Annotated in this window: 22 protein-coding genes and 4 tRNA genes; 19 read left to right on the forward strand and 7 right to left on the reverse strand. The window is 59.1% G+C overall.

Going from position 1 to position 22,930, the window contains the following annotated elements; all coding sequences use genetic code 11:
* Window positions 1-397 precede the first annotated feature (397 nt).
* Window positions 398-1,156 carry a hypothetical protein gene (locus tag ASD95_RS25265; protein ID WP_056727275.1) on the reverse strand — a complete coding sequence of 253 codons (759 nt, stop codon included), beginning with the start codon at window positions 1,154-1,156 and terminating at the stop codon, window positions 398-400.
* Between the two features lie 385 nt (window positions 1,157-1,541).
* Here ASD95_RS25265 and ASD95_RS25270 point away from each other — a divergent pair.
* From ASD95_RS25270 to ASD95_RS25285, 4 genes are all read left to right on the forward strand, one after another.
* Window positions 1,542-1,617, forward strand: a tRNA-Glu gene (locus tag ASD95_RS25270).
* A gap of 2 nt (window positions 1,618-1,619) precedes the next feature.
* Window positions 1,620-1,695 (forward strand) — tRNA-Gly (locus ASD95_RS25275).
* 104 nt (window positions 1,696-1,799) lie between these two features.
* Window positions 1,800-1,875: transfer RNA gene (locus ASD95_RS25280), tRNA-Glu, on the forward strand.
* A 3-nt stretch (window positions 1,876-1,878) separates the two neighbouring features.
* Window positions 1,879-1,954, forward strand: a tRNA-Gly gene (locus tag ASD95_RS25285).
* Between the two features lie 58 nt (window positions 1,955-2,012).
* On the opposite strand, the gene ASD95_RS25290 is transcribed toward ASD95_RS25285, so the two are convergent.
* Entirely contained in the window at window positions 2,013-2,882 is an 870-nt protein-coding gene (locus ASD95_RS25290) for an AraC family transcriptional regulator (protein WP_056727272.1), read from the reverse strand.
* Between the two features lie 406 nt (window positions 2,883-3,288).
* Here ASD95_RS25290 and ASD95_RS25300 point away from each other — a divergent pair, with 406 nt between their 5' ends.
* From ASD95_RS25300 to ASD95_RS25350, 11 genes are all read left to right on the forward strand, one after another.
* On the forward strand, window positions 3,289-3,480 hold the full coding sequence (locus ASD95_RS25300) for a Flp family type IVb pilin (RefSeq protein WP_056727267.1): 192 nt from the start codon (window positions 3,289-3,291) through the stop codon (window positions 3,478-3,480).
* 180 nt (window positions 3,481-3,660) lie between these two features.
* A complete protein-coding gene (locus tag ASD95_RS25305) occupies window positions 3,661-4,185 on the forward strand; it encodes an A24 family peptidase (RefSeq protein ID WP_056727265.1) in 525 nt (174 codons plus the stop codon).
* 2 nt (window positions 4,186-4,187) lie between these two features.
* Entirely contained in the window at window positions 4,188-5,516 is a 1,329-nt protein-coding gene (locus tag ASD95_RS25310; protein WP_056727263.1) for a hypothetical protein, read from the forward strand.
* A gap of 15 nt (window positions 5,517-5,531) precedes the next feature.
* Window positions 5,532-6,365 carry a Flp pilus assembly protein CpaB gene (gene cpaB, locus ASD95_RS25315; protein WP_056727262.1) on the forward strand — a complete coding sequence of 278 codons (834 nt, stop codon included), beginning with the start codon at window positions 5,532-5,534 and terminating at the stop codon, window positions 6,363-6,365.
* A 75-nt stretch (window positions 6,366-6,440) separates the two neighbouring features.
* Window positions 6,441-7,787, forward strand: a complete 1,347-nt coding sequence (locus ASD95_RS25320) for a pilus assembly protein TadG-related protein (RefSeq protein ID WP_056727260.1) — start codon at window positions 6,441-6,443, stop codon at window positions 7,785-7,787.
* A gap of 8 nt (window positions 7,788-7,795) precedes the next feature.
* Window positions 7,796-8,275 carry a TadE/TadG family type IV pilus assembly protein gene (locus ASD95_RS25325; protein WP_056727259.1) on the forward strand — a complete coding sequence of 160 codons (480 nt, stop codon included), beginning with the start codon at window positions 7,796-7,798 and terminating at the stop codon, window positions 8,273-8,275.
* Window positions 8,275-8,769, forward strand: a complete 495-nt coding sequence (locus tag ASD95_RS25330) for a TadE/TadG family type IV pilus assembly protein (protein ID WP_056727257.1) — start codon at window positions 8,275-8,277, stop codon at window positions 8,767-8,769. The genes ASD95_RS25325 and ASD95_RS25330 overlap by 1 nt, the downstream gene beginning before the upstream one ends.
* Window positions 8,763-9,983, forward strand: a complete 1,221-nt coding sequence (locus ASD95_RS25335) for an AAA family ATPase (RefSeq protein ID WP_056727255.1) — start codon at window positions 8,763-8,765, stop codon at window positions 9,981-9,983. Before ASD95_RS25330 ends, ASD95_RS25335 begins: the two co-directional genes overlap by 7 nt.
* Window positions 9,984-9,986: 3 nt before the next feature.
* A complete protein-coding gene (locus ASD95_RS25340) occupies window positions 9,987-11,429 on the forward strand; it encodes a CpaF family protein (RefSeq protein WP_056727253.1) in 1,443 nt (480 codons plus the stop codon).
* Window positions 11,426-12,412 (forward strand): type II secretion system F family protein, encoded by a 987-nt coding sequence (locus ASD95_RS25345; RefSeq protein ID WP_056727252.1) that lies wholly within the window; start codon window positions 11,426-11,428, stop codon window positions 12,410-12,412. Before ASD95_RS25340 ends, ASD95_RS25345 begins: the two co-directional genes overlap by 4 nt.
* Before the next feature lie 29 nt (window positions 12,413-12,441).
* The gene (locus ASD95_RS25350) at window positions 12,442-13,404 is read left to right on the forward strand and encodes a type II secretion system F family protein (protein WP_056727250.1); all 963 of its coding nucleotides are present in this window, start codon (window positions 12,442-12,444) and stop codon (window positions 13,402-13,404) included.
* Window positions 13,405-13,618: 214 nt separating this feature from the next.
* Here the strand turns inward: ASD95_RS25350 and ASD95_RS25355 are convergent, their stop codons facing one another.
* From ASD95_RS25355 to ASD95_RS25375, 5 genes are all read right to left on the reverse strand, one after another.
* Entirely contained in the window at window positions 13,619-13,894 is a 276-nt protein-coding gene (locus ASD95_RS25355) for a DUF3613 domain-containing protein (protein WP_056727248.1), read from the reverse strand.
* Between the two features lie 18 nt (window positions 13,895-13,912).
* Window positions 13,913-14,626 (reverse strand): hypothetical protein, encoded by a 714-nt coding sequence (locus ASD95_RS25360; protein ID WP_056727246.1) that lies wholly within the window; start codon window positions 14,624-14,626, stop codon window positions 13,913-13,915.
* 119 nt (window positions 14,627-14,745) lie between these two features.
* Window positions 14,746-15,969, reverse strand: a complete 1,224-nt coding sequence (locus tag ASD95_RS25365; RefSeq protein WP_056727244.1) for a type II and III secretion system protein family protein — start codon at window positions 15,967-15,969, stop codon at window positions 14,746-14,748.
* Window positions 15,970-16,582: 613 nt separating this feature from the next.
* Window positions 16,583-16,990, reverse strand: coding sequence for a PA2817 family protein (locus ASD95_RS25370; RefSeq protein ID WP_056727242.1), 408 nt, complete (start codon window positions 16,988-16,990; stop codon window positions 16,583-16,585).
* A gap of 74 nt (window positions 16,991-17,064) precedes the next feature.
* Window positions 17,065-19,512 carry an acyl-CoA dehydrogenase gene (locus ASD95_RS25375; protein WP_056727241.1) on the reverse strand — a complete coding sequence of 816 codons (2,448 nt, stop codon included), beginning with the start codon at window positions 19,510-19,512 and terminating at the stop codon, window positions 17,065-17,067.
* 204 nt (window positions 19,513-19,716) lie between these two features.
* Between ASD95_RS25375 and ASD95_RS25380 the strand changes: the two genes are divergently transcribed.
* From ASD95_RS25380 to ASD95_RS25395, 4 genes are all read left to right on the forward strand, one after another.
* The gene (locus ASD95_RS25380; RefSeq protein ID WP_056727240.1) at window positions 19,717-20,376 is read left to right on the forward strand and encodes a transglutaminase-like domain-containing protein; all 660 of its coding nucleotides are present in this window, start codon (window positions 19,717-19,719) and stop codon (window positions 20,374-20,376) included.
* Window positions 20,377-20,419: 43 nt separating this feature from the next.
* Window positions 20,420-21,043, forward strand: coding sequence for a glutathione S-transferase family protein (locus ASD95_RS25385; protein WP_056727239.1), 624 nt, complete (start codon window positions 20,420-20,422; stop codon window positions 21,041-21,043).
* A gap of 132 nt (window positions 21,044-21,175) precedes the next feature.
* Window positions 21,176-22,108 (forward strand): ABC transporter ATP-binding protein, encoded by a 933-nt coding sequence (locus ASD95_RS25390; protein WP_056727238.1) that lies wholly within the window; start codon window positions 21,176-21,178, stop codon window positions 22,106-22,108.
* Window positions 22,105-22,884, forward strand: coding sequence for an ABC transporter permease (locus tag ASD95_RS25395; protein WP_008054107.1), 780 nt, complete (start codon window positions 22,105-22,107; stop codon window positions 22,882-22,884). The genes ASD95_RS25390 and ASD95_RS25395 overlap by 4 nt, the downstream gene beginning before the upstream one ends.
* Window positions 22,885-22,930: the final 46 nt, after the last annotated feature.

Below are 22,930 nucleotides of genomic sequence, written 5' to 3' on the forward strand. Positions count from 1 at the left end.
GCGCGTACACCACCATACAACGAGGTCGAGCGTTAGCTCGCCTCGCGGTGCTGTTGCGGTGCACGCCCCCTCGAGAGGCCGAGCGCAGGTTCTGCGCAGTGGGCAACCCGGCATGGATGCCGGGTTAGCCGCGTACGGCCATGGATGGCCGATCGCGGCGGGCCCACGGAGCAGGACCGGAGCAAGGGGATGCCGAGCCTAGGCGAGGCACCGAACGTAAGGGGCAAAAGCGTTTGGTTACTTGGCGCTTTTCCAGATATGTACACCACCAATAAAATACTCCAGCCAGGAGGCCGCCATCGCCAGCAAGCCGTCTCCTACAGGTATCGGTGTTCCCCGGAATTGCGTGAAGAACCCAAAAAAAGCCACCTCTCGGTGGCTTTTCCATTTCCGTTGATCAGTCGTAGATCACTTTCTTCTTCCAGTCCGCATCAGCCTCGACGTCCTTGAGGCCTTCGGTCAATTGGTTGACCTCGCCTTCGACCGGTGCGATGCGATCCATGACCTGGTCGTTGGCGCGGGCCAGGAGTTTTTCCAGGTACCCCAGTTGCTCGGCGTAGACCTGTGGGTCCTGTTGTTTGCGCAGGTATTGCACGCCGCGCTCGAATGCCAGGCGAGCCTGTCCGGGCTGGTTCTGTTGCAGGGAGTGCTGGCCGAGGTTGTTAAAGAACTCGATGTGCAGCAGTACCAGGATGTGGCGCACTTCACGAATCCAGCGCTTGGCTTCGTTGGGGGGCAGGAAACCGTCCTGTGCCGCACGGGTAATCTGGCCGTGCAGGGCTTCGAGCAGGAAGCGTACATCCTTGGCCTTGGCTTCCGTCTGGATCGGTGCTGGCGGATTGTTGACCGGGATGGATTCACCCTGGCCGACAAGGGCCTCCAGTTCGGCGATCCGCGCCTTGAGGTTGGCGCTGGATTTTTCCAGGTTGAGCAGGCGCTGGCAGACGTTCAGTTCCAGACGGGCCAACAGTAGCTTGAGGGCCGGGGTCATCAGCTGGCCGGGGAATGTCTCGGTGATCTCGCCGCAGCGTCGCAGGCGATCGTTGAGCTCGATCTTGGTACGGGCCTTTTCCAGCTTGTTGTTTTCCACCACATGGTTCATGTAGCCAATGGCGATCAACAGTGCGATCCCGACTACAACTAGCAGGGTGATCATGAGTGGCGTCACCGGTAAGACCTCTTTATAGGTTACGCATGGGAGTCTGGTGGCTTGGCAATTGAGCGCCCAGGCCCGCACGACGGGTTGGATCGGACATGCTTGTACTTATATCGGCCGGAGCCCCGTTTCTATAAATGATGGCACTCGATATACAGATTGCCATCACCCCGTGGACTATAACGTCTTGGCGGGTGCCAGAATATAGGCGTCAAACGCCGGGCAGCGGAAAAACCGCAACGGCTCCCAAAAGCAGGTCGAAGTCATTGATTTAAATAAATTTATATCAGGGGGTTGACGACCTCTCAATCCATCCATAGAATGCGCGCCACTTGCAGCGTAAAGCACACAGCGAAACGAAGCAGGGAGTGAATGTTGTACGTGTGTCCCCTTCGTCTAGTGGCCTAGGACACCGCCCTTTCACGGCGGTAACAGGGGTTCGAGTCCCCTAGGGGACGCCAATGCGGGAATAGCTCAGTTGGTAGAGCACGACCTTGCCAAGGTCGGGGTCGCGAGTTCGAGTCTCGTTTCCCGCTCCAATTTTAAACAGCGTTGCTTTCGGGCAGGGCTGAGTGAAACCAGAACCAAGTCTTCGGATGCGGCTCTGGACACCGAAACACACACCATGTGTTCCGGGTAGCGTGTCCCCTTCGTCTAGTGGCCTAGGACACCGCCCTTTCACGGCGGTAACAGGGGTTCGAGTCCCCTAGGGGACGCCATTTGCGGGAATAGCTCAGTTGGTAGAGCACGACCTTGCCAAGGTCGGGGTCGCGAGTTCGAGTCTCGTTTCCCGCTCCATATTTAACGAAAACGCCGCTCATTGAGCGGCGTTTTCGTTTGCGCGTAAAAAGCAGGATCAACCGCTGAGGGTTTGTACCAGGCTTTCGAGCGCTTCAGTGGTTTTCTCATCCTGCACCTGTTGCGCAGCTGCAGCCGCTTTGAGTTGGCGTGCCAGTCGGTATTCGCTGGGCGTACAGTTGGCGAACTGCTTGAAGGCACGGGCGAAGTAGGAAGGATCCTTGAAGCCGGCTTCATAGCCGATGCTGGTAATCGGCATCTGGCTGTTGTCGAGCAGGTCTTTGGCGAAGTTCATGCGCTTGTCCAGGATGTAATCCGTGAAGCCCTGCCCATTGGCTTCCTTGAACAGGCGGCTGAAGCGAAATGTCGTCATGCCGCAGCGCTGCGCCAGGTCCCTCTGATCGATGCTGTCACGAAAGTGCTGTTCGATGTACAGCATGACATTGCTCAACGCCTGGTGTTTTTGGTGTCCTGAGGTCAGCCGGATGCTGTCCGGCAGAGTCGGGGAGTGGTCGATCTGCGATGACTTGCCCTGGCCGTGGGCATTTCGGCGCAGCTCGCAGAGCTGCAGCACTGCCGTCAGGTAACGCTTCCTCTCGGTGGTCGAGAGCGGAAGCACCATGTATTCCCAGACGCTGGAGCGCATGGCCCATACAGCCAGTTCCTCTGAGTGCTGCACGGTGAACATGGTGATCGGGATGGTGGGGGTTGTGCGTTTGATCTCCAGCAATAGCTTCAAACCTGGAGTGTCGGGGCGATCGAAATGGACGCAGATCATGTCTGCGTGTTCCCTGATGGGCAACACGGAGTTTTTCGCCAGATTGCACTCGCAGGCGTCCTCGAACTGCGTGACGAGTTCTTTCGTGGACCGATCATGAGTCAGATCGAACCACAGGAGCGATGGCCTTTTGGTCAAATTGGACGTCATGTCTCTACTCGGTGGTTCTAGTGACTCTCTTCGCCAGTATTGCCAATGTGCTATCACTTTGCAGATTTAATCCCGATAGAAAAGACGGTTTTTAGTTCCATTCGCTCTATGGGTTGCCTGGAAGTCTGTCCAGGGCGAGTGTTTGCTCGTGAGTCTTCGAAAAAACCGGGTTGAACCGCCTGTCGCTTGTGAATCAGTGGCAATTGCCTTTGCGTTTCAATGCCTTGTTTACCCCTCCCGTTACTGCTGCAAAGGCCAATGCTGCGTATTTGGTCGTCCCGCAAAAAAGTCCTAGCGATGCGCAAAATCTTCCTAACGCTCATGCCTTGCTCCTGACTAGTGTTGCACTCAGGCAGCGCAGAACGTACTGCCTCAGAAAAAACAACATTCGAGTGAGGTGGGCAAAATGATCATGCAAACAATCAAGGCTTCGGTAGTGAAGTTCGTCAAAGACGAAGATGGCCTGACCGTTGTGGAGTACGCGGTAGCCGGTGGGTTGGTTACGGCGCTTGTCGTCACAATTTTCACGAACCTTGGCTTAGCGGTTCAGACAAAAATGCAGACACTGTGCACCGCGATCAAAGGTTCCGCTTGCTGATAGTTCCCGCTGGGGGACGCGTCGATGTCCACGGAGCAGCCGGTTGCCGCTATTTCTGATAGGGCGCCGGCAACTTTCTTAATGGGCTTCACGTTGTCCCTGTTCCAAATCACTGCGTTGTTCAAGGCCGCCAACAGCAACGTTGTGTGCTAACGATTAATACCCGCAGGGAGACATGCCATGTCCACGGAACTGGTATCGATGGTTTTACTGATAGGACTTTTGGGCGTGGCGGTGGTGAGCGATCTGCTTAGCCACCGTATTCCCAACATGCTTGTCCTGGTGGGGCTTACCTTGGGATTGATCGGTCAAATGTACACAGGTGGTGTCAGCGGATTGGGTGACGGCCTGCTGGGTATCCTGATCTGTTTTGCGCTGTTTCTGCCGATGTACGCCTTCGGTGGCATGGCCGCCGGTGACGTCAAGTTAATGGCCATGGTCGGCAGTTTTCTACCGTTCCAGCTCGCGTTGTGGGCTGCAATGTTCAGCCTGATAGCTGGCGGCGTATGCGGTTTATTGATCGTGCTGGTTCGCGGTCAATTGCGTCAGACCCTGGGGCGCTATTGGCTGATTCTAAGGGCGCAGGCTTATCTGGCGCCAACTTCAGATGAAGTCGCTGGCAAGCCTTTCCCATATTCGATTGCAATATTGATCGGCACTTTGAACATAGTCTACTGGCAAGTTGCCGGTGGATTCGGAGGTTAGACATGCACGTCATCGTCGATAGTGATGCCTACCCCAGCGATCGGGGAGCGGTGCAAAGATTGGCTCCTCAGCCGTGCACAATCCGCGAAACCGGTCTGACCGACAGTTTTCTCGGCGAATTGGTGTGCAAGCATTTGTTTGATGCCGGGGTGCTGGACATGTCGCGGCTGGTGGAACGCCTGGCGCTGACCGGCGCGGTACTAGAGGAGGTCCTGGCGTTTCTGCGCAAGGATGGCCGTGTCGAAGTGCTGGGCCAGGTGAGTCAAACGGGCGGGCAGATGCTGCGTTATGGCCTGACCGAACGTGGTCGCAGTGCCGCCCGCGATGCCCTGTCGCGTAGCGGTTATATAGGCGCAGCACCGTTTCCGGTGAGTACCTACCGGTCCCTGATCAAACTGCAGACCATTCACCATGGTCGCATCAACGCCAACGATATGCGCAATGCCCTTGCTGGCGTAGTGCTCACGGAGGAGATGCTGGATCAGTTGGGTGTGGCGATGAACTCCGGGCGCGCGATCATGATTTATGGCCCCGCGGGTACCGGCAAGACTTATGTCAGCAGTCGGCTGATCCGTCTGTTCGCCGAGGCCATCTGGATCCCCCATGCCATCGTCATCAACGAGTCGGTGATCGAGATCTATGACCCGCAGGTGCATCAGCGGCTCGATGATAACGCTCAACAGAACACTTTGATGCTCAACGAAGGCATCGACCGTCGACTGCTGTGCTGCAAACGCCCGATCGTCATCACTGGCGGTGAGTTGAGCATGGAACAGCTGGACGTTCGCTATGACCCTTTCACCCGTCAATACCAGGCTGCCTTGCAGCTCAAGGCCAGCAATGGCCTGTTCATCATTGACGACATGGGGCGCCAGCGCATGGCTCCCGCCGAGCTGCTCAATCGCTGGATCGTCCCGATGGAAGAGAAGCGCGACTTCCTCAACCTGGGCGGTGGTCGGCATTGTGAGTTGCCGTTCGATCTGATTCTGGTGTTTTCCACCAACCTCAATCCCCTGGAGCTGGCCGATGAGGCCTTCCTTCGCCGGATTGGCTACAAGCTGCAATTCGGTTACCTGAAGCCTGAGGAGTACGAAAAGATCTGGCGTCAGGAAAGCGAGCGTCTGGGCATTTCCTATGACCCGCTGCTGGTGCGTTATGTGCTGCAAAGGCTTTATGCAAGTGAAGGCATGCCCCTGGTGCCTTGCCATCCCCGCGATCTCCTGAACATGGCACTCGATCGCCAGCGTTATATGGGCGGTTCCGGACCACTGTCACCGAAAGAGTTGGAATGGGCCTGGCACAACTACTTCGTCCAGCTCGACTTTCTTTGATACGGAGATACTGACATGAGCTCTCGCACGCTTACCCTGATAGGCGTTTCCCTGGCCATGGGCCTAGGGGCTGCATGGATGGCCGACTCCTGGCTGAGCGCGCGGCTCAATGCCAGCCCGGATGACCACCTTCGAAACGTGGTGGTCGCCACGGTAGAAATTCCATTCGGGCAAATGGTCGAGGCCCAGCAGGTCACGACCGTACGCATGCCCTTGGATACGATCCCGGACGATGCCTTCGATGCCAGTGAAAAAGCCGTGGGCAAGATCGCAACCTTCGACATTCTGCGGGGCGACATTGTGCGCGGCGCACGGCTGAGCGAACACCTGGGGGGCAGCACCCTGGCCTCGTTGATTGCGCCTGACAAACGCGCCATTTCGGTACGGGTGGACGATGTGGTCGGCGTCGGTGGATTCCTGTTGCCGGGTAACCGGGTCGATGTACTGGCGACCAAAACCACCAATGCCGGCAGTAACAGCGCCACGTCCAGGACCATCCTCGAGAACTTGCGGGTGCTGGCGGTGGATCAGACTGCGGGCACCGACAAGACCCAACCGGTAGTGGTGCGCGCAGTGACCCTGGAGATGTCGGCCGCTGAAGCGGAAACCCTGGTCACGGCGCAGACGGAAGGCAAGTTGCAACTGGCGCTGCGCAACCCGCTGAACCTCGAGAAGAAAAGCCCGGCCGTTGCGCCTGCCACGCCTGCCACGCCTGTCGCACCTGTTGCCCCGGCCATGGCCGTGGCCACCGCCGAGGCGCCAAAACGTGTGGTACAGCGCAGCAGTGGCGAGGGCGCGGGTATCACCGTTATCCGCGGGACCGACGCCAAAGTGGTCAACATTCGCTGACAGTGTGCAACAGGTGCCTGGGCACCAGGGTATTGGCGGAGCCGATCCGGATCAGTGTCGGCAATCGAGGGCTTGATGATGAATCTTCGTATTCAGCGGCCGTTCACTTCGACGCCAAGGCGCCAGGAAGGATCGGTGAGTGTTTTGATGGTGATCGCGTTGGCGGCGATGGCCATGATGGCGGCGTTGGCTTTGGATGGCGGGCATATTCTGCTGAACAAAACGCGCCTGCAGAATGTGGTGGATGCCGCCGCCCTGAGTGGCGCCAAAACCCTGAGCCAGGTGGCGGGTGGCAGCAACAGCGCCAGCACGACGCGCACCGCCGCGCTCAATACGCTGGTACAGAATGCCAATGCCCTGGGCAACAACGAACTGGCCACGGCTGTGGGCGGCAACGCCGCTGCATTTGCGGTGGTGGAGCTGGCAAGCAGCGTCTATGGCCCGTTCTCCTATCCCGGCCCGTCGGATGCCAAGTACGTCCGGGTATCGGTACCGAGCTACAGCCTGACAGGATTTTTCTGGAACTTCGCCCAGGTATTTGGCGCTGGCGGTCTGGGAGCCAAAGCGGTGGCGGCGATAGCCACCGCCGGACCCAGCCCCACCAACCCATGTGATGTCGCACCGTTGATGATCTGTGGCGACTCGACTCAATACGACCCGGCCGCCGGCATGTTCTGGGGCTTCCAGTTTGGTGATTTGCAGGTGTTGAAGTCAGCTGCCAACAATTCGTCCGCCATTGGCCCTGGCAACTTCCAATTGCTCGATTTCGGTTCGGGCGGCAGTTCGGTCAGAGAAGACCTGGCCGGTGGCGGCTCGGTCTGCCGCAATGTGGGGGAGACTGTCCAGACCTCACCCGGCAACACGGTCGGCCCTGCGTCTCAAGGCTTGAATACGCGCTTCGGCATCTACAACGGCCCGGTCAGTGCCTCGAACTATCCGCCAGACATGGTGACGTCGTCGAGCAATCCCGCGATCACTTACAACGACTCGGTTACCCCGGCGCAGACGCTGTACCAGGGGCAACCCGTCATCTCGAGTGGTGGCAATCTCACTGCGGGCAGCAACGCGATACTGGACTACAACGACTGGAAGGCAAGTGTTGCCGCCTGTGTAGCGGGGTCCGGCAGTGGTTGTCAGGGCGGTGGGGTATTCGAGCGCCGGATGCTGAAAATCGTCGTTGGTGACTGCACCGGCAAACAGGGCGGTTCAACTACGATCCCTGTCCTGGGCTTTGGCTGCTATTTCGTGGTGCAGCCCATGGATGGCGGCGGCACGCAAGCGCAGATCTTCGGCCAGTTTGTGCGCGAGTGCGAAGGCGACAATGTGGCCGGCCCGTCGCCGTCGACCGATTCCGGCCCGCAGATCATCCAGCTCTACAAAACCTATATCAACGGCAGCGGCACTCCGAGCACTGACTCGTAGGAGGTGTCATGAGACTTCACGGATTTAAGCATTCACAGCGCCAGCAAGGCCTGGCCTTGGTCGAGTTCACCCTCGTCCTGCCGGTATTACTGTTGCTGATGCTGGCCTTCGGTGAGTTCGGCCGCATGCTCTACCAGTACAACTTATTGCTGCAGGCCAGCCGCGATGCCGACCGATTTGTCGCCAGTCAGGCCTGGAACTCGACGCTTGGCATGGTTGCCCTGAGCAGTACGCTGCTGACCGAGACGAAAAACGTTGCGGTGTATGGCGTGCCGGCCAACACCGGGACCGCTGTGGTGTCAGGGTTGACGACTGCCAACGTGGACGTCGTAGCAGTGGGCACCGACCATGTGCGGGTCACTATCACTTACACGTTCTGCCCGGTGATTGGCGGTGGCAACTGCACCGGATCGCTTCCCGGTTTTATTGGTAATCAGATTGCGCTGAGCATTCCGCTGGTCGCCACTACCGTGATGAGGGCCCTGTGATGAACCGAAAACACATGCGCGGCACCTATACCGTGGAGTTCGCCTTCATTGGTCTGCTGATGTTCACGCTGTTGTTCGGCGTGTTGGAAATGGGCCGCCTGTACTTCACGGTCAATGCGCTGGATGAAGCCGTGCGCCGTGGGACACGTTTGGCAGCGGTGTGCAATATCAGCGATCCGGTGGTGTTGCAGCGGGCTATCTTCAACGCGGCGGGCGATGCGGGTACGAGCCAACTGATTGGAAATCTGAGCACTACCAACCTGACGCTGAGCTATCTGGACGCAACCGGTGCGCTGGTAGCCAACCCCACCGACACGAGTGGGGCCAATGGATTTCGTGCCATCCGCTATGTCCGGTTGAGTCTGCAAAACTTCGTTTTCAATCTGTTCATTCCCGGGTTCGGCGTGTCCATTACCTTGCCTGCATTCAGGGCAACGTTGCCACGCGAAAGCCTCGGGCGTCATTCCGATTCCGGGGAGATCACGCCATGCTGAATACCAAGGACACTCCACTCTCTGCCTCGACCGGCAAAGCCGGGCTCAGGTTGCTGATCAGCAGCCGTGATGCCACGTCGTTGCGCGACCTGCAAAGCGTCTGCCAACGCATGCCCAGCCTGGAGGTCAGCACTCGCCTGGTGAGCAATGGGCATGTCGACCCGCTCTATGGCCTGGACCGGATGCCCGACTTGTTGCTGTTGCGCGTCAGCCACCTGTGGCGCGAGGAATTGGCGGCCCTGTTGCAGCGCCCGGCCCATGAGCGTCCACCAATGCTGGTGTGCGGGCTGCTGAGCGAGCAGGAAGGCATGCGCCTGGCGATGCAGGCCGGCGCCCGTGACGTGCTGCCCGAGCCAGTAGCCGAGGCAGAACTGGTCGCCGCCTTGAATCGGCTGGTCGTGGAGGTTCGGAACGGCAGTGGGACTGAAGGCAAATTGATCGCCGTGACCAGCTCCAAGGGCGGATCCGGCGGCACCATGCTGGCTTGCAATCTGGCTCAGCAGCTCAGCATGAAGGGTGGCAGTGCCCTGTTGCTGGATATGGACCTGCAATTTGGCAGCGTGACGCATTACCTGGATGTGGCGCAAACCCACAGCCATCTTGAGGTGTTGCATCAGATCGACGGCATGGACAGTGTCGCGCTACGGGGTTTTTGCAGCCACTTCAGCCCGACCTTGCATGTGCTGGGTGGCCGGGCCGGTGAGCTGTGTCTGCCGCAGGATGCCCAACCCGAGCAACTTGACACCTTGTTGCAGTTGGCCCGCGCCACCTATGACTGGGTAGTGATCGATCTGCCACGGCAGATCGATCACCTCACCGGCTCCGTGCTGGAGCAGGCGGACCGGGTGTACGTGGTGGTGCAGCAGAGCGTCAGCCATCTGCGCGATGCCAGCTCCCTGGTGCGGATTCTTCGCGAAGACCTGGGCGTGCGTGGGGATCAATTGCAGATAGTGGTCAACCGCTATGACAAGTCGGCAGCGGTCAGTCTCAAGGATATCGGCGAGGCGCTGCGCTGCACGAACCTGTCGAAATTACCCAACGACTTCAACCTGGTCAGCCAGAGCCAGAACACTGGCGTGCCGTTGGGGCTGCATGCGCCGAAGGCAGCGATCACTGCTGCACTGCGCGACATGACCGAGAACCTGATCGGTCAACAGGCTGCCGGGAACAAAAGCTTACTCAAACGCGCCTTCAACCGTTTTTTCGGGGGATGACCCATGATCAGCGACTTTCGTAACCGCTTGCGCAAACAGTCCGGTAAAACCGCCTCATCGTCGGTGACCCCGTTGGACGGTGACCAGCCGGATCCGGCAGATGAACTGATGGCTTGGGAGCACGCAATCCCGGATGTCATGTACGAAACCAGAACCCAGGTCACCCCGGTGGAAGCCGAGTGGCGAGAAAAGATCTACCAGCAGTTGCTCAAGGTCATGGACCTGTCCCTGCTGGACTCCCTTGAACAGGCTGAGGCCACGCGGCAGATTCGCGATATTTGCCAGCGCCTGCTCGATGAGCATTCGGCGCCGGTGAGTACTTCCAGCCGCCAGTTGATCATCAAGCAGATCACCGACGAGGTGCTCGGCCTTGGCCCCCTGGAGCCGTTGCTGGCCGATCACAGCGTGTCCGACATTCTGGTCAACGGCTTTTCCTCGGTCTATGTCGAGCGCTTCGGCAAGCTGCAACGCACCGATGTGCGCTTTCGCGATGATCAGCATTTGCTGAACATCATTGACCGTATCGTTTCCAGCCTGGGGCGGCGTATCGACGAGTCTTCGCCCTTGGTGGACGCCCGGCTCAAAGACGGTTCGCGGGTCAACGCGATTATCCCGCCACTGGCCATCGACGGCCCGAGCATGTCGATCCGGCGCTTTGCGGTGGACCTGCTCAATACCGACAGCCTGATCCAGGTGGGGACGTTGACCCCGGCCATTGCCCTGCTGCTCAAGGCGATTGTCCGTGGGCGCTTGAACGTGCTGATTTCCGGCGGTACCGGCAGCGGCAAGACCACCATGCTCAATGTCCTGTCCAGTTTCATTCCGCACAACGAGCGGATCGTCACCATCGAGGATTCGGCTGAACTGCAACTGCAGCAGCCCCACGTGGTGCGCCTGGAAACCCGGCCTTCGAATATCGAGGGGCGCGGCGAGGTGAGCCAGCGGGAGTTGGTGCGCAACAGCCTGCGGATGCGCCCGGACCGCATCGTGATCGGCGAAGTGCGCGGCGTCGAGGCGCTGGACATGCTGACCGCGATGAACACCGGCCACGACGGCTCGTTGACCACGATCCATGCCAACACCGCGCGCGATGCGTTGGGGCGGGTCGAGAACATGGTGTCGATGACCGGGGCGACCTTCCCGATCAAGGCCATGCGTCAACAGATTGCTTCGGCCATCGATGTGGTTATCCAGCTGGAGCGTCAGGAGGACGGTAAGCGCCGCCTGGTCAGCGTGCAGGAAATCAACGGCATGGAGGGTGAGATCATCACCATGACCGAAATCTTCTCCTTTGCACGCCATGGCATGGGCGAAAACGGCGAAGTGTTGGGTGATTATCGGCCCAGCGGCATGATCCCCGCCTTCCGCGATGTGCTTGCCAAACGCGGCATCGAATTGCCGCTTGCGATGTTCAGGCCTGAGTGGATGGAGGCACGGCAGTCATGAGCAGTATTCCTGGTGAATTCATTCTGATGTTCCTTGGCATGGTGTTTATCGCCGTCTTCCTCCTGTCCCAGAGCGTTGCGGTGCCGGTATTCGGCGAGGCCGGCAAGATGCGCAAGCGCATCCGCGGCCGCTTGAATGTAATGGAGAAAGCCAACAATCAGCCCAACATGCAGACAGTGTTGCGACAGAAATACCTGACGCGTCTGTCGCCACTGGAGGCCAGTCTTGAACAACTGCCCTTCATGGAAGCATTGACGCAAATGATAGAGCAGTCCGGGCACGAGTACCGAGCCTATCGGGTATTGTTGCTCGGGCTGGTACTGGGGGGCTGGGTGGGTATCCTGGTCTGGATGGTTTCGTCAGTCTGGTGGATGGCGCTGGTGGCGGGTTTCGCGGTTTTCTGGTTACCCATACTGAAAATATCTCGTGACCGTAGCAAGCGTTTCGCAGCGTTCGAGGAAGGCTTGCCGGATGCGCTGGATGCCATGTGCCGCGCTCTGCGCGCCGGGCACCCCTTCAACGAAACCTTGCGCCTGGTGGCCGAGGAGCACAAAGGGCCGGTGGCTCATGAGTTCGGCCTGACCTTCTCCGATATCAACTATGGCAACGATGTGCGCCGGGCCATGCTCGGCCTGCTGGAGAGGATGCCGAGCATGACGGTGATGATGCTCGTGACTTCGATCCTCATCCATCGCGAGACTGGCGGCAATTTGACCGAGGTGCTGGAACGGTTGAGTCGCTTGATCCGTGGGCGCTTTCGCTTCCAGCGCAAGGTCAAAACCCTGTCGGCCGAGGGGAGGATGTCAGCCTGGATACTGGTGACCATTCCCTTTGTGCTGGCGATCGCGATCATACTCACCACTCCCAGTTACTTGCCTGTGCTGATCAATGACCCCACCGGTCACAAGCTGATCATCGGGGCGTTCTGCGCCATGTTGATCGGGATTTTCTGGATACGCAAAATCATCAGGATTCAGGTTTAAGCGGTGTTCGCTACCGGGAGGTACAGATAATGGACTTTTTGCTCGGGTTGTTCAGTCGGGTCACAGAGAACGAGGAGATGGCGCGCCTGTTGTTCCTTGGCGCGGTCGGCTTGAGTACGGTGCTTGTGGTCGTCGCCGTGATCTTGCTGATGCAGGGGCTTCAGGACCCGGTGCAGCGTCGTCTGGCGCTGATCAAGCGTGGTCATTTCGGCAATACGACGGGGCAGGAAGCGCCGGGTAACTTGCAACTGTTGCTGGAGCGGGTCGGCCAGCGCTTTGGCTCGGCCGAGTCGGCTCAGACTAGTATCACCCAGACCCTGTTGATGCATGCGGGGTACCGTTCCTCGTCGGCGGTGCAGATGTACTGGGCGGTGCGCTTGATGCTGCCTCTGTTATTGATCGGTATTGCGTTGTTGCTGTTGCCGATGATTCCCAAGGTTTCCCTGATCATGGGGATGTCGTTGGTGTTCATGGTGGCCGCTATCGGATGGTTGGCGCCAGCGCTGTATGTCACCAAGCGCAAGCAGTTGCGACAAGGTCGGCTGCGTGCCGCGTTTCCGGATGCGCTGGATCTGATGGTAGTGTGCGTGGAGTCTGGCCTGGCCTTGCCCACGACGATCGAACGGGTGGCTGAGGAAATGTCAGTCAGTCAGGTCGAACTGGCTGAAGAACTGGCTCTGGTCAATGCGCAAATCCGCGCGGGCATTAGCAGTACCGAGGCACTCAAGCAACTGGCTGTGCGCACCGGTCTGGATGACGTACAAGGGTTGGTCGGCCTGTTGGCGCAGAGCATCCGCTTTGGTACCAGCGTGGCCGACACCCTGCGTATCTATGCCGATGAATTCCGTGACCGGCGTACCCAAGCCGCCGAAGAGGCGGGGGCGAAAATCGGTACCAAACTGATATTCCCGTTGATTTTCTGCCTGTGGCCGAGCTTCTTTCTGGTTGCCATCGGCCCGGCCCTGATCGGGGTATTGAGAGCATTCGGGTGAGGTCAAGGGGCTTGAGGCTGTCGAGTGCGACGGCCTTGCCACTCGAGCCTGATCTGCACTTTCCTGCCAGGGATCTAAACATCTGCTCCGGGGTAATCCGTCCTGGGATGGATAATGCGTAGATGCCACAGCCTTCCTGCACACGACATCAAGCCCGGCTTTGCAGCCAGGCCTATCTAGACTACGTCAGAGGCTGATCACCCATCGACATGCCTCAGTTGCCGCCGCTGACGCTCATATCTCCCGCTGCATCCTGGTCAAAAAATTCCGGTATCGGAAAGTTGAAACTGTTCAGCCAGCGCTGCATGGCCAGGTCACGTTCGGTGGCCGAGGCGGTTTGCAGGTGCGGGGAGGCAACCACACCGCGAATCTGCAGCTGCAACCACTGCTCGGTGCCTTGTTGATACGGCGAGGAGGGCCCCGGCCCAATGGCCCAGGCACTGGTGGACAGGCAAGCCATGCACACGATCAACAGCCTTTTGGTATTCATCTCGACTCCTCGTACGTTCTACTTGTTCGCACTGGAAGAGGCATCGGCTACCTCAGTCTTGCGATTCCCCTCGGAGGCCACCACTTTTTTGGCGGAGGTCTTGAGTTTTTCCGCGCGGGTTTGAGCCTCTACGACTTGCTTGGGGCTCAAGTCGGCGCGGGTCACGAGTTCGGCTGCCGCCTTCCAGTTATCCTGATAGATCAGCAACGTCACCATATTGAGTGCCGCCAGTGTGTTTGCCTGCTTGAGCTCCATGGCGGTCATGAACTCAATGCGTGCTTCGGGGATCCGTCGTTGATTGAGGTAGACGACCCCCAGGTCATTTCGCATCCTGTCGTCGGTGGGGGCCATCCACACCGCACGCTCAAGGTGAGTGGTAGCGGTGGCGTTATCATTTCTGGCGGCGGCCAACTGGCCCAGGCCATGTTCCCCTTCAGCTGCCAGACAGGTGCCGAGCAAGCTTTGATACAACGGCTCCGCCTCCGAGTTACGCCCCATCAAGCGCAGCACCCGAGCCTTGCGCAGGCGAACCTGGACCACGCTATCGGGCAAACCTTCCAGATTCGCCAGGCTGGCATACAAGCGGCCTTCGCTGGCCATGTTGTCGGCAAGGTTCAGGGTCAGTTCCTGGTCCGAACCGGGCTTGGCACAGCTACCCGGTCGCGAAGACAGGCCATTGCTGGCACAACCTGCGAGCATCAATGTCGCCGCTATTGCAATGACTGCTTTCATTGAATGTCCCCTGGCTACAACACGTTGAACGCCTGGCCAATGGCAGCACAGCTGGCCCGGCAAGCGTTCAAAGTCACCGTTACGAGTGAGGGCGAGGTCAGTGCGGTTCAGGCTTCGTTTCATTGCGAGAGCCCGCTGAGACTGTCGAAGTCGCCATTTTCCAGGAAAAACATGCGATAGAAGTTCGGGTCGTAATTGCGCAGCTGCTCGCCAGGCAATGACGGTAGTGGTGCATCGGCAGCCAATGGCTGGACCAGATGCGGGGTGACGATCATCAGCAGTTCGCGCTCTTCACGGTTGATGGTGTTGTCGCGGAAAAACGCGCCCAGAATCGGGATATCGCCCAACCCCGGAAACTTGTTCACCTGGGAGTCGTTGTGGGTGCTGATCAGGCCGCTGATGACGAAGCTTTCGCCGTCGGCCAGGGAGATGCTGGTATCGGTACGGCGCACGGTCAGGGCCGGGACTATCGTGCCGGCGATGCTTACGGCGTTGGTGAAGTCCAGTTCACTGACTTCCGGCGCCACCTTCAGTGCGATACGGTTTTTCCCGACGATGGTCGGCGTCAGGGTCAGGCGTATACCGAATTCCTTGTACTCGATGGACACGTTATCGCTGCCTGAACTGGGCACTGGAATTGGTACTTCACCGCCGGCCAGAAAGCTCGCACTCTGCCCGCTGAGCGCAACCAGGCTTGGTCGCGCCAGGGTGTAGGCGAAACCGCTGCCTTCCAGCGCGTTGATCGCCACCAGGGTACTGCCGGTAGCAAACGTGAGGTTGAACTGGTCGTTTCTCACCGGTATCGCCGGCGTGACTATGCCGCCGATGGTGGGCAAGGTTCTCGGCGAGCCGAACAGCCAGTTGCCCCGGACGCCGAAAATCGAGGCGGAGGCTTCCTTGAGCTTGGTCCGGCTGACTTCAACGAAGCGGACATCAGTCTGCACCTGGCTCGGCAGCAGCGGGTCGTCGGAAGGCACCGACGGCACGCTGGTCAGCGCCGACGTGGCCTTGCCCTTGACGAACACCATGCTTTGGCGCGGCGTTTTCGAACAGGCGGTCCAGACCATCAGGCTGGTGGTTCCCGGTGCAATGCCCGTGAGAATGAACGCGTTGTTGCCGCTGGGTTGCACGTCGGCAATTTTCGGGTCACCCACCGCCAGTTGCGTTACCGGAACGGGGCTGCGCAGTTCATTCTGCAGTCCCTGACCGACCTCGTACGTTGTCGGCCAATTGTCCAGCTGCGGGCAATTGGCTGGCGCGGCCTGAGCCGCATCCACGCTGAGGCCCATCCAGAACAGGCCATGGATAATTCGCTTGAAAGCGGGCTCGGTACGAAAGCTCATCAAGTACATCCTCGCTGGATAGGCCATCTTTAGGCTGACAGAGTTGTCTCGGATCACTTCATGGGGATCGGACTATCCCCCCCAATGCGCCAGACCACTCATCCATGGCCCAGGCGTTATTCCTTGCGTGCTACACACGAGCGGGCGCCATTCGCTGATCTGGCTGGATAGCGAGCGACCTTTGCTGAAACGGTTTTCAGTGATTCGGTAACCTGGACTGCGCGCCAGAGCGATACCCGCGCCTGGGGATGGCACTGTCTGCTGTCCTGGTTTCCCCTGAAACAAATCGGCAATACAGGAACAGAGCCGGAAAACGCCTGCCAGGATCATGGTGAGGTAACTCCTTTTGCCAATCCGCTATCTGATCACTGAAGCTAACGTGGAAACTCGAGCCGTTATGACTTCTTGTAGTTTGAAGGTAGTTCAATCAAACCAAAGTGCCATGAATTTAAACAAAACCCTTGGTGCAAAGGCTGGATTCAGGCAGGCGGATGAGGGGGGCGGGCAAGGTCGCAGCACGGTGCGGTTGCCTGAAACTGGCGGGTTACGCTCAAGGCAATAAAAAAGGCCCGCATGCTCAAGCATGCGGGCCTTTGGCATCACTGATCTTCAATCAGTGCTTGCTGTCCTGGTTCGACAGCGCCAGCAGTTGCTTTTCCTGGTTCCAGTCGAAAGGTTCGTCGTTCTGTTCAGCTTCGAAGCGGCGTTCTTCCAGTGCCTGATACAGGTCGATTTCTTCATCGGACAAGTAGTGCAGGCAGTCACCGGCGAAATACCACAGTAGATCCCGTGGAATCAGGTGGGCGATTTGCGGATAACGGGAAATGACTTGAGTCAGGATGTCCTGGCCCAGGTATTGGCTTTCGATCGGCTCGATCGGCAGTGACGCCAGCAGTTCGTCGAAGCGCTCAAGGAACAAGGCATGGCTTTCTTCGGGAACCTGCTCGGCCTCACCTACGGCGACCAGGATGCTGCGCAGGTGGTCGAGTAAAACGAGATGATCGGCAACGATGTTGGACACGAGATAAGTCCTCAAGAGCAAAACGGGCGCGGGAGTATAAAGCGCCCGCGCCCGTTTTTACATGCTTGACGGGATCAGCGGACTTTTCCCTCGGCCAGCGCCAAGGCCTCTTGGTCAAAGTCATCGACATCGATGACCTTGCGCCGGGCCGCTTCGGCTTCGCGCAGGGTTTGGGCTTCCACCGGCTGCAACACGCCAGCTTCGAGGGCGGCATCGATCACCGACTCGCCGGCCACCGGTTTGACCTGGCCACTCTTGAGTGCCACATGCAACTTCTTCTGCAACGGCTGTGCGGCGCTCAACAGATTGCAGGCGTGCTGCAATGCACCGACCGGATCGTCGCTCGCTTGCGGGCGGTAGCAACCCAGGAGCACTTCCTCCAGTGCCGGGTCGCCTTTGGCGCGGCCAATTACCCCGGCAACTTCGGCACCGAGTTTGTCCGATGGCCCTTTGTGTCGGCGACCGAACGGGAACACGATCACTCGCAACAGGCAGCCTGCGACTTTGTTCGGGAAGTTGCTCAGCAGTTCATCCATGGCCCGTTCCGCCTGGCCCAGGCTTTCTTCCATGGCCCAGCTCAGCAGTGGTGTCATGTACTGCGGTGAGTCGAGATCGTTGTAGCGCTTGAGTGCGGCCGAGGCCAGGTAAAGGTTGCTCAGGACATCGCCTAGCCGTGCGGACAGGCGTTCGCGACGTTTCAGTGCGCCGCCCAGCAACATCATGCTGAGGTCGGCGAGCAGGGCGAATGCAGCGGCCTGACGGTTGAGGGCACGGAAATACCCCTGGCTGAGCTTGTCGCCCGGTGTGTGTTCCAGGTGCCCGAAACCGAGATTGAGCACCAGCGTACTGGCGGCGTTGCCCACGGCAAAACCGATGTGCTTGAGCAGCAGGTCGTCGAATTCCCTGAGCGCCTGATCCTTGTCTTCACGGCCGGCGAGGGCCATTTCCTTGAGCACGAAGGGATGGCAGCGAATAGCGCCCTGGCCGAAGATCATCAGGTTGCGCGAAAGAATGTTCGCGCCTTCGACGGTGATGAAAATCGGCGCGCCGTTCCATTTGCGACCGAGGTAGTTGTTCGGCCCCATGATGATCGCCTTGCCGCCGTGCACATCCATGGCATCGCTGATGCAGTCGCGGCCGCGTTCGGTCAGGTGGTACTTGAGAATCGCCGACAGCACCGACGGTTTCTCGCCCAGATCGACCGCATTGGCGGTCAGCATGCGGGCGGCGTCCATCATCCAGGCATTGCCACCAATGCGGGCCATGGCTTCCTGGATGCCTTCGAACGAAGCAATCGGCACATTGAACTGCTCGCGAACCTGGGCGTATTGGCCCGTGACCAGACTGGTGAACTTGGCCATGCCGGTGCCCACCGCCGGCAGGGAAATCGAACGCCCGACCGACAGGCAGTTCATCAGCATCATCCAGCCTTTGCCGAGCATCTCCTGGCCGCCGATGAGGAACTCCAGGGGGACGAACACGTCCTTGCCCGAGTTCGGGCCGTTCATGAAAGCCGCGCCCAACGGCAGATGCCGACGGCCGATGTCGACACCGGCGGTGTCGGTCGGAATCAGCGCCAGGCTGATGCCCAGGTCTTCCTTGTCGCCCAGCAGGTGATCCGGATCGTAGGCCTTGAAGGCCAGGCCGAGGAGGGTGGCCACCGGGCCGAGGGTGATGTAGCGCTTCTCCCAATTCAGGCGCAGGCCGAGGACTTCCTGGCCTTCCCATTGACCTTTGCAGATCACCCCGGAGTCCGGCATGCCGCCGGCGTCGGAGCCGGCCAGCGGACCGGTCAGGGCAAAACACGGGATGTCGTCGCCGCGCGCCAGGCGGGGCAGGTAATGGTTGCGTTGTTCGTCGGTGCCGTAATGCAGCAACAGTTCGGCCGGGCCGAGGGAGTTGGGGACCATCACGGTGGAGGCGAGGTCGCCGCTGTGGCTCGCCAGTTTCATCGCCACTTGCGAGTGGGCATAGGCGGAGAAGCCTTTGCCGCCAAACTCCTTGGGGATGATCAGGGCGAAAAAGCCGTTGTCCTTGATGAAGGTCCAGGCTTGCGGCGGCAGGTCCATGGTTTGACCGAGCTGCCATTCACTGACCATGGCGCAGAGTGTTTCGGTCGGCCCGTCGATGAAGGCCTGTTCCTCTTCATTCAATTGCGCCTTGGGATAGGACAGCAGTTTGTTCCAGTCCGGACGGCCACTGAACAGTTCGCCGTCCCACCAGACCGTGCCGGCGTCGATGGCATCGCGTTCGGTTTGCGACATCGGCGGCAGGGTTTTCTGGAACCAGTTGAACATCGGCGCGCTGAACAATTTGCGGCGCAGGTCGGGCAGCAACAGGGGGGCTGCGACGGCGGCGATCAACACCCAGAAAACCAACAGCAACCAGCCCGGCGCGCGGCTGAAAGCGCCCATGGCCACGACATAGACGGCCACGATGATTAGGGCGGGCATCGGGGCGATGCGGCGGTGAGCCAAATAGGCAATTGCGACCAGCAGAACCAGTATCCACAACAACAGCATATTCATTCCTCCGTGAAACCAGGGCGAACCAGCCCACAGAGCTTAGACGGCATCCGCGAAACAGGCTGGTTGGAGCGATGTGATTGGAATCGTGGGAAAAGCGTTCATCGAGCAAGCGGCAAAGCGCCCATGTTTGGCCGAAACGTCGTTATCTCTGTGCTGAAGCTCTCGTTAGACTCAAGGCTTCCCCAGGAGATTATTCTGATGCACGAGTATCTGAGTCCCGGCCGCTTCATCGATAGTGACCATCCGTCCGTCGTGGAGTTCGCCGAACAACACCGTGGCGTCAGTCGCGATCCGCTGGAGCAGGCGATCAGTCTCTATTACGCCGTGCGCGAAGCGGTGCGCTACAACCCGTACACGTTCAGTCGCGATCCGCAGACCTTGCGCGGCAGTTATGCGCTGGCGACCGGTGAGAGTTACTGCGTGCCCAAGGCCACGCTGCTGGCAGGTGCGGCGCGGCATTGCGGGATTCCCGCACGGATCGGCCTGGCGGATGTGCGCAATCATCTGTCGACGCCACGGCTGCTCGAATTGCTCAAGAGCGACATGTTCGCCATGCATGGCTACACCGAATTCTATTTGCAGGATCGCTGGGTCAAGGCGACACCAGCGTTCAACCGCAAACTCTGCGACCTGTTCAATGTGGCGCCGCTGGAATTCGACGGGGTCAACGACAGCGTTTTCCATCCCTTCAACCGCGATGGCGCGAAGCTGATGGAGTACCTCGTCGATCACGGCCAGTTCGCCGACGTACCTGAAACGTTCTTTTTCGAACACCTGGAAAAGTGCTATCCGCACCTGTTCGGTGAGCAACAGCAACCGCTGCTGGGCGACATGCAGAGCGATTTGAGTCGCGCCTGATCCGGCGTATGCTGCCTGCCCACTTACCGAAAAAGAGGCGGTCATGCTGAAGATCTGGGGTCGGAAAAACTCGTCGAATGTCAGAAAGCCATTGTGGGCCGCCGAAGAACTGGGACTGGCCTACGAGGCTATCGATGCCGGTGGCGCCTTTGGTGTCGTCGATACGCCCGAGTACCGCGCCATGAATCCCAATGGTCGCGTGCCTGTCATTGAAGACGGCGGTTTTGTGTTGTGGGAATCCAACGCCATCGTGCGTTACCTGATGGCCTTGCATGCTGACGACACGGCCTGGTACCCGAAAAATCCAAAGGCCCGCGCCACTGCCGACAAGTGGATGGACTGGACCACCTCGAGCTTTGCCGGCCCGCTCCGTACTGTGTTCTGGGGTGTGCTGCGTACCCCGGCAGACCAGCAGGACTGGCCCGCCATCAAGGCGGCGATCAAGGAATGCGACACGTTGCTGGCGATGGCCGATCAGGCGCTGGCCGCCACACCCTACCTGTCCGGAGACGAGATCGGCATGGGTGACATTCCCCTGGGCAGTTTCATTTATGCCTGGTTCGAAATGCCGATCGAGCGTGCACCGCAACTTCATCTGGAGGCCTGGTACGCGCGGTTGAAACAGCGTCCGGCGTATCAAAAGGCGGTCATGACCGCGTTGACTTAATACTCACTATCGACACGCTTGACTGTACTTGTGTGGCGGCGACAAGCACCATTGTGCCAGTTCGCTGCGGTTGTATTGTTCGCCGCCGCCCATACTTATTCCTTTCTTCCCTTCTTGGTGCGTAAATCAGATATGAGTTCCGCTCTGTCCATCCGGCAGCTAACCAAAACCTACGGCAACGGTTTCCAGGCCCTGAGTGGTATCGATCTGGATGTCGCCGAAGGTGACTTCTTCGCCTTGCTCGGCCCCAACGGCGCCGGCAAATCCACGACCATCGGCATTCTCTCGACCCTGGTGAACAAGACCAGCGGCACGGTGAATATCTTCGGTCACGACCTGGACAGGAATCCCGCGCAGCTCAAGCGCTCCATCGGCGTGGTGCCTCAGGAATTCAACTTCAACCAGTTCGAAAAGACCTTCGACATCGTCGTGACCCAGGCCGGCTACTACGGCATCCCGGCGAAAATCGCCAAGGAACGCGCCGAACAGTACCTGACCCAGCTCGGCCTGTGGGACAAGAAGGACGTGCCGTCACGCTCGCTGTCCGGCGGCATGAAGCGTCGCCTGATGATCGCCCGCGCGCTGGTTCATGAACCGCGCCTGCTGATCCTCGACGAACCGACCGCCGGGGTGGACATCGAACTGCGTCGTTCGATGTGGAGCTTCCTCACCGAGCTGAACCAGAAAGGCATCACCATCATCCTCACCACCCACTACCTGGAAGAGGCTGAACAGCTGTGCCGCAACATCGGCATCATCGACCACGGCACCATCGTCGAGAACACCAGCATGAAGCAGTTGCTCAGCCAATTGCATGTAGAAACCTTCCTGCTGGATATGAAGAACACGTTGCAAGTGGCGCCGCAGTTGCTCGGCTACCCGTCCCGGTTGATCGACAGCCACACCTTGGAAGTCCAGGTGGACAAGTCCATGGGCATCACCGCGCTGTTCACCCAGTTGGCGCAGCAGAACATCGAAGTACAGAGCCTGCGTAACAAAACCAATCGCCTTGAGGAGTTGTTCGTGTCCCTGGTGGAGAAAAATCTGTCGAAGGTGGCGGTATGAGTTCCGAGCTGCGCCCCAACCTCGTTGCCCTCAACACCATCGTTTACCGTGAAGTCCGGCGTTTCACCCGGATCTGGCCGCAGACCCTGCTGCCACCCGCGATCACCATGGTTTTGTACTTCGTGATCTTCGGTAATCTGATCGGTCGGCAGATCGGCGACATGGGTGGCTTCACCTATATGGAGTACATCGTGCCGGGACTGATCATGATGTCGGTGATCACCAACTCCTACGGCAACGTGGTGTCGAGTTTCTTCGGCAGCAAGTTCCAGCGGTCCATTGAAGAACTGATGGTCTCGCCGCTGTCGCCGCACACGATTCTGATCGGCTACACCCTGGGCGGTGTGCTGCGCGGGTTGATGGTGGGGATCATCGTGACTCTGCTGTCGCTATTTTTCACCCATTTGCAGGTGCATCACCTGGGCGTGACCATTCTGGTGGTAGTGCTGACCGCGACGATCTTCTCGCTGCTGGGCTTCATCAACGCCGTGTTTGCGCGCAACTTCGATGACATTTCGATCATTCCGACTTTCGTGCTGACGCCACTGACCTACCTGGGCGGGGTCTTCTACTCGATCACCTTGCTGCCGCCGTTCTGGCAGACCGTGTCCCTGGCCAACCCGGTGCTGCACATGGTCAACGCGTTCCGTTACGGCATCCTTGGCGTTTCGGATATCCGCATCAGCGTGGCCATCGCCTTCATGCTGGTTGCGACCGTGGTGCTGTATCTCGGTAGTGCGCGGTTGCTGGTGAGTGGACGCGGGATGCGTACCTGACCCGCAGCAAACCCTTGTAGGAGCTGGCTTGCCAGCGATGGCGTCA

Origin of the sequence: Pseudomonas sp. Root71, assembly GCF_001429045.1 — a bacterium.
Taxonomy (GTDB): Bacteria; Pseudomonadota; Gammaproteobacteria; order Pseudomonadales; family Pseudomonadaceae; genus Aquipseudomonas; species Aquipseudomonas monachiensis.

What these genes read in the sequence shown, in the direction of transcription:
- ASD95_RS25310 (WP_056727263.1), top strand. Translation starts at nt 4,188, where the DNA reads ATGCACGTCATCGTCGATAGTGATGCCTACCCCAGCGATCGGGGAGCG.
- ASD95_RS25360 (WP_056727246.1), bottom strand. Translation starts at nt 14,626, where the DNA reads ATGAAAGCAGTCATTGCAATAGCGGCGACATTGATGCTCGCAGGTTGT.
- ASD95_RS25325 (WP_056727259.1), top strand. Translation starts at nt 7,796, where the DNA reads ATGAGACTTCACGGATTTAAGCATTCACAGCGCCAGCAAGGCCTGGCC.
- ASD95_RS25375 (WP_056727241.1), bottom strand. Translation starts at nt 19,512, where the DNA reads ATGCTGTTGTTGTGGATACTGGTTCTGCTGGTCGCAATTGCCTATTTG.
- ASD95_RS25330 (WP_056727257.1), top strand. Translation starts at nt 8,275, where the DNA reads ATGAACCGAAAACACATGCGCGGCACCTATACCGTGGAGTTCGCCTTC.
- ASD95_RS25390 (WP_056727238.1), top strand. Translation starts at nt 21,176, where the DNA reads ATGAGTTCCGCTCTGTCCATCCGGCAGCTAACCAAAACCTACGGCAAC.
- ASD95_RS25290 (WP_056727272.1), bottom strand. Translation starts at nt 2,882, where the DNA reads ATGACGTCCAATTTGACCAAAAGGCCATCGCTCCTGTGGTTCGATCTG.
- ASD95_RS25365 (WP_056727244.1), bottom strand. Translation starts at nt 15,969, where the DNA reads ATGAGCTTTCGTACCGAGCCCGCTTTCAAGCGAATTATCCATGGCCTG.
- ASD95_RS25340 (WP_056727253.1), top strand. Translation starts at nt 9,987, where the DNA reads ATGATCAGCGACTTTCGTAACCGCTTGCGCAAACAGTCCGGTAAAACC.
- ASD95_RS25320 (WP_056727260.1), top strand. Translation starts at nt 6,441, where the DNA reads ATGATGAATCTTCGTATTCAGCGGCCGTTCACTTCGACGCCAAGGCGC.
- ASD95_RS25395 (WP_008054107.1), top strand. Translation starts at nt 22,105, where the DNA reads ATGAGTTCCGAGCTGCGCCCCAACCTCGTTGCCCTCAACACCATCGTT.
- cpaB (WP_056727262.1), top strand. Translation starts at nt 5,532, where the DNA reads ATGAGCTCTCGCACGCTTACCCTGATAGGCGTTTCCCTGGCCATGGGC.
- ASD95_RS25350 (WP_056727250.1), top strand. Translation starts at nt 12,442, where the DNA reads ATGGACTTTTTGCTCGGGTTGTTCAGTCGGGTCACAGAGAACGAGGAG.
- ASD95_RS25345 (WP_056727252.1), top strand. Translation starts at nt 11,426, where the DNA reads ATGAGCAGTATTCCTGGTGAATTCATTCTGATGTTCCTTGGCATGGTG.
- ASD95_RS25300 (WP_056727267.1), top strand. Translation starts at nt 3,289, where the DNA reads ATGATCATGCAAACAATCAAGGCTTCGGTAGTGAAGTTCGTCAAAGAC.
- ASD95_RS25355 (WP_056727248.1), bottom strand. Translation starts at nt 13,894, where the DNA reads ATGAATACCAAAAGGCTGTTGATCGTGTGCATGGCTTGCCTGTCCACC.
- ASD95_RS25385 (WP_056727239.1), top strand. Translation starts at nt 20,420, where the DNA reads ATGCTGAAGATCTGGGGTCGGAAAAACTCGTCGAATGTCAGAAAGCCA.
- ASD95_RS25265 (WP_056727275.1), bottom strand. Translation starts at nt 1,156, where the DNA reads ATGATCACCCTGCTAGTTGTAGTCGGGATCGCACTGTTGATCGCCATT.
- ASD95_RS25305 (WP_056727265.1), top strand. Translation starts at nt 3,661, where the DNA reads ATGTCCACGGAACTGGTATCGATGGTTTTACTGATAGGACTTTTGGGC.
- ASD95_RS25335 (WP_056727255.1), top strand. Translation starts at nt 8,763, where the DNA reads ATGCTGAATACCAAGGACACTCCACTCTCTGCCTCGACCGGCAAAGCC.
- ASD95_RS25380 (WP_056727240.1), top strand. Translation starts at nt 19,717, where the DNA reads ATGCACGAGTATCTGAGTCCCGGCCGCTTCATCGATAGTGACCATCCG.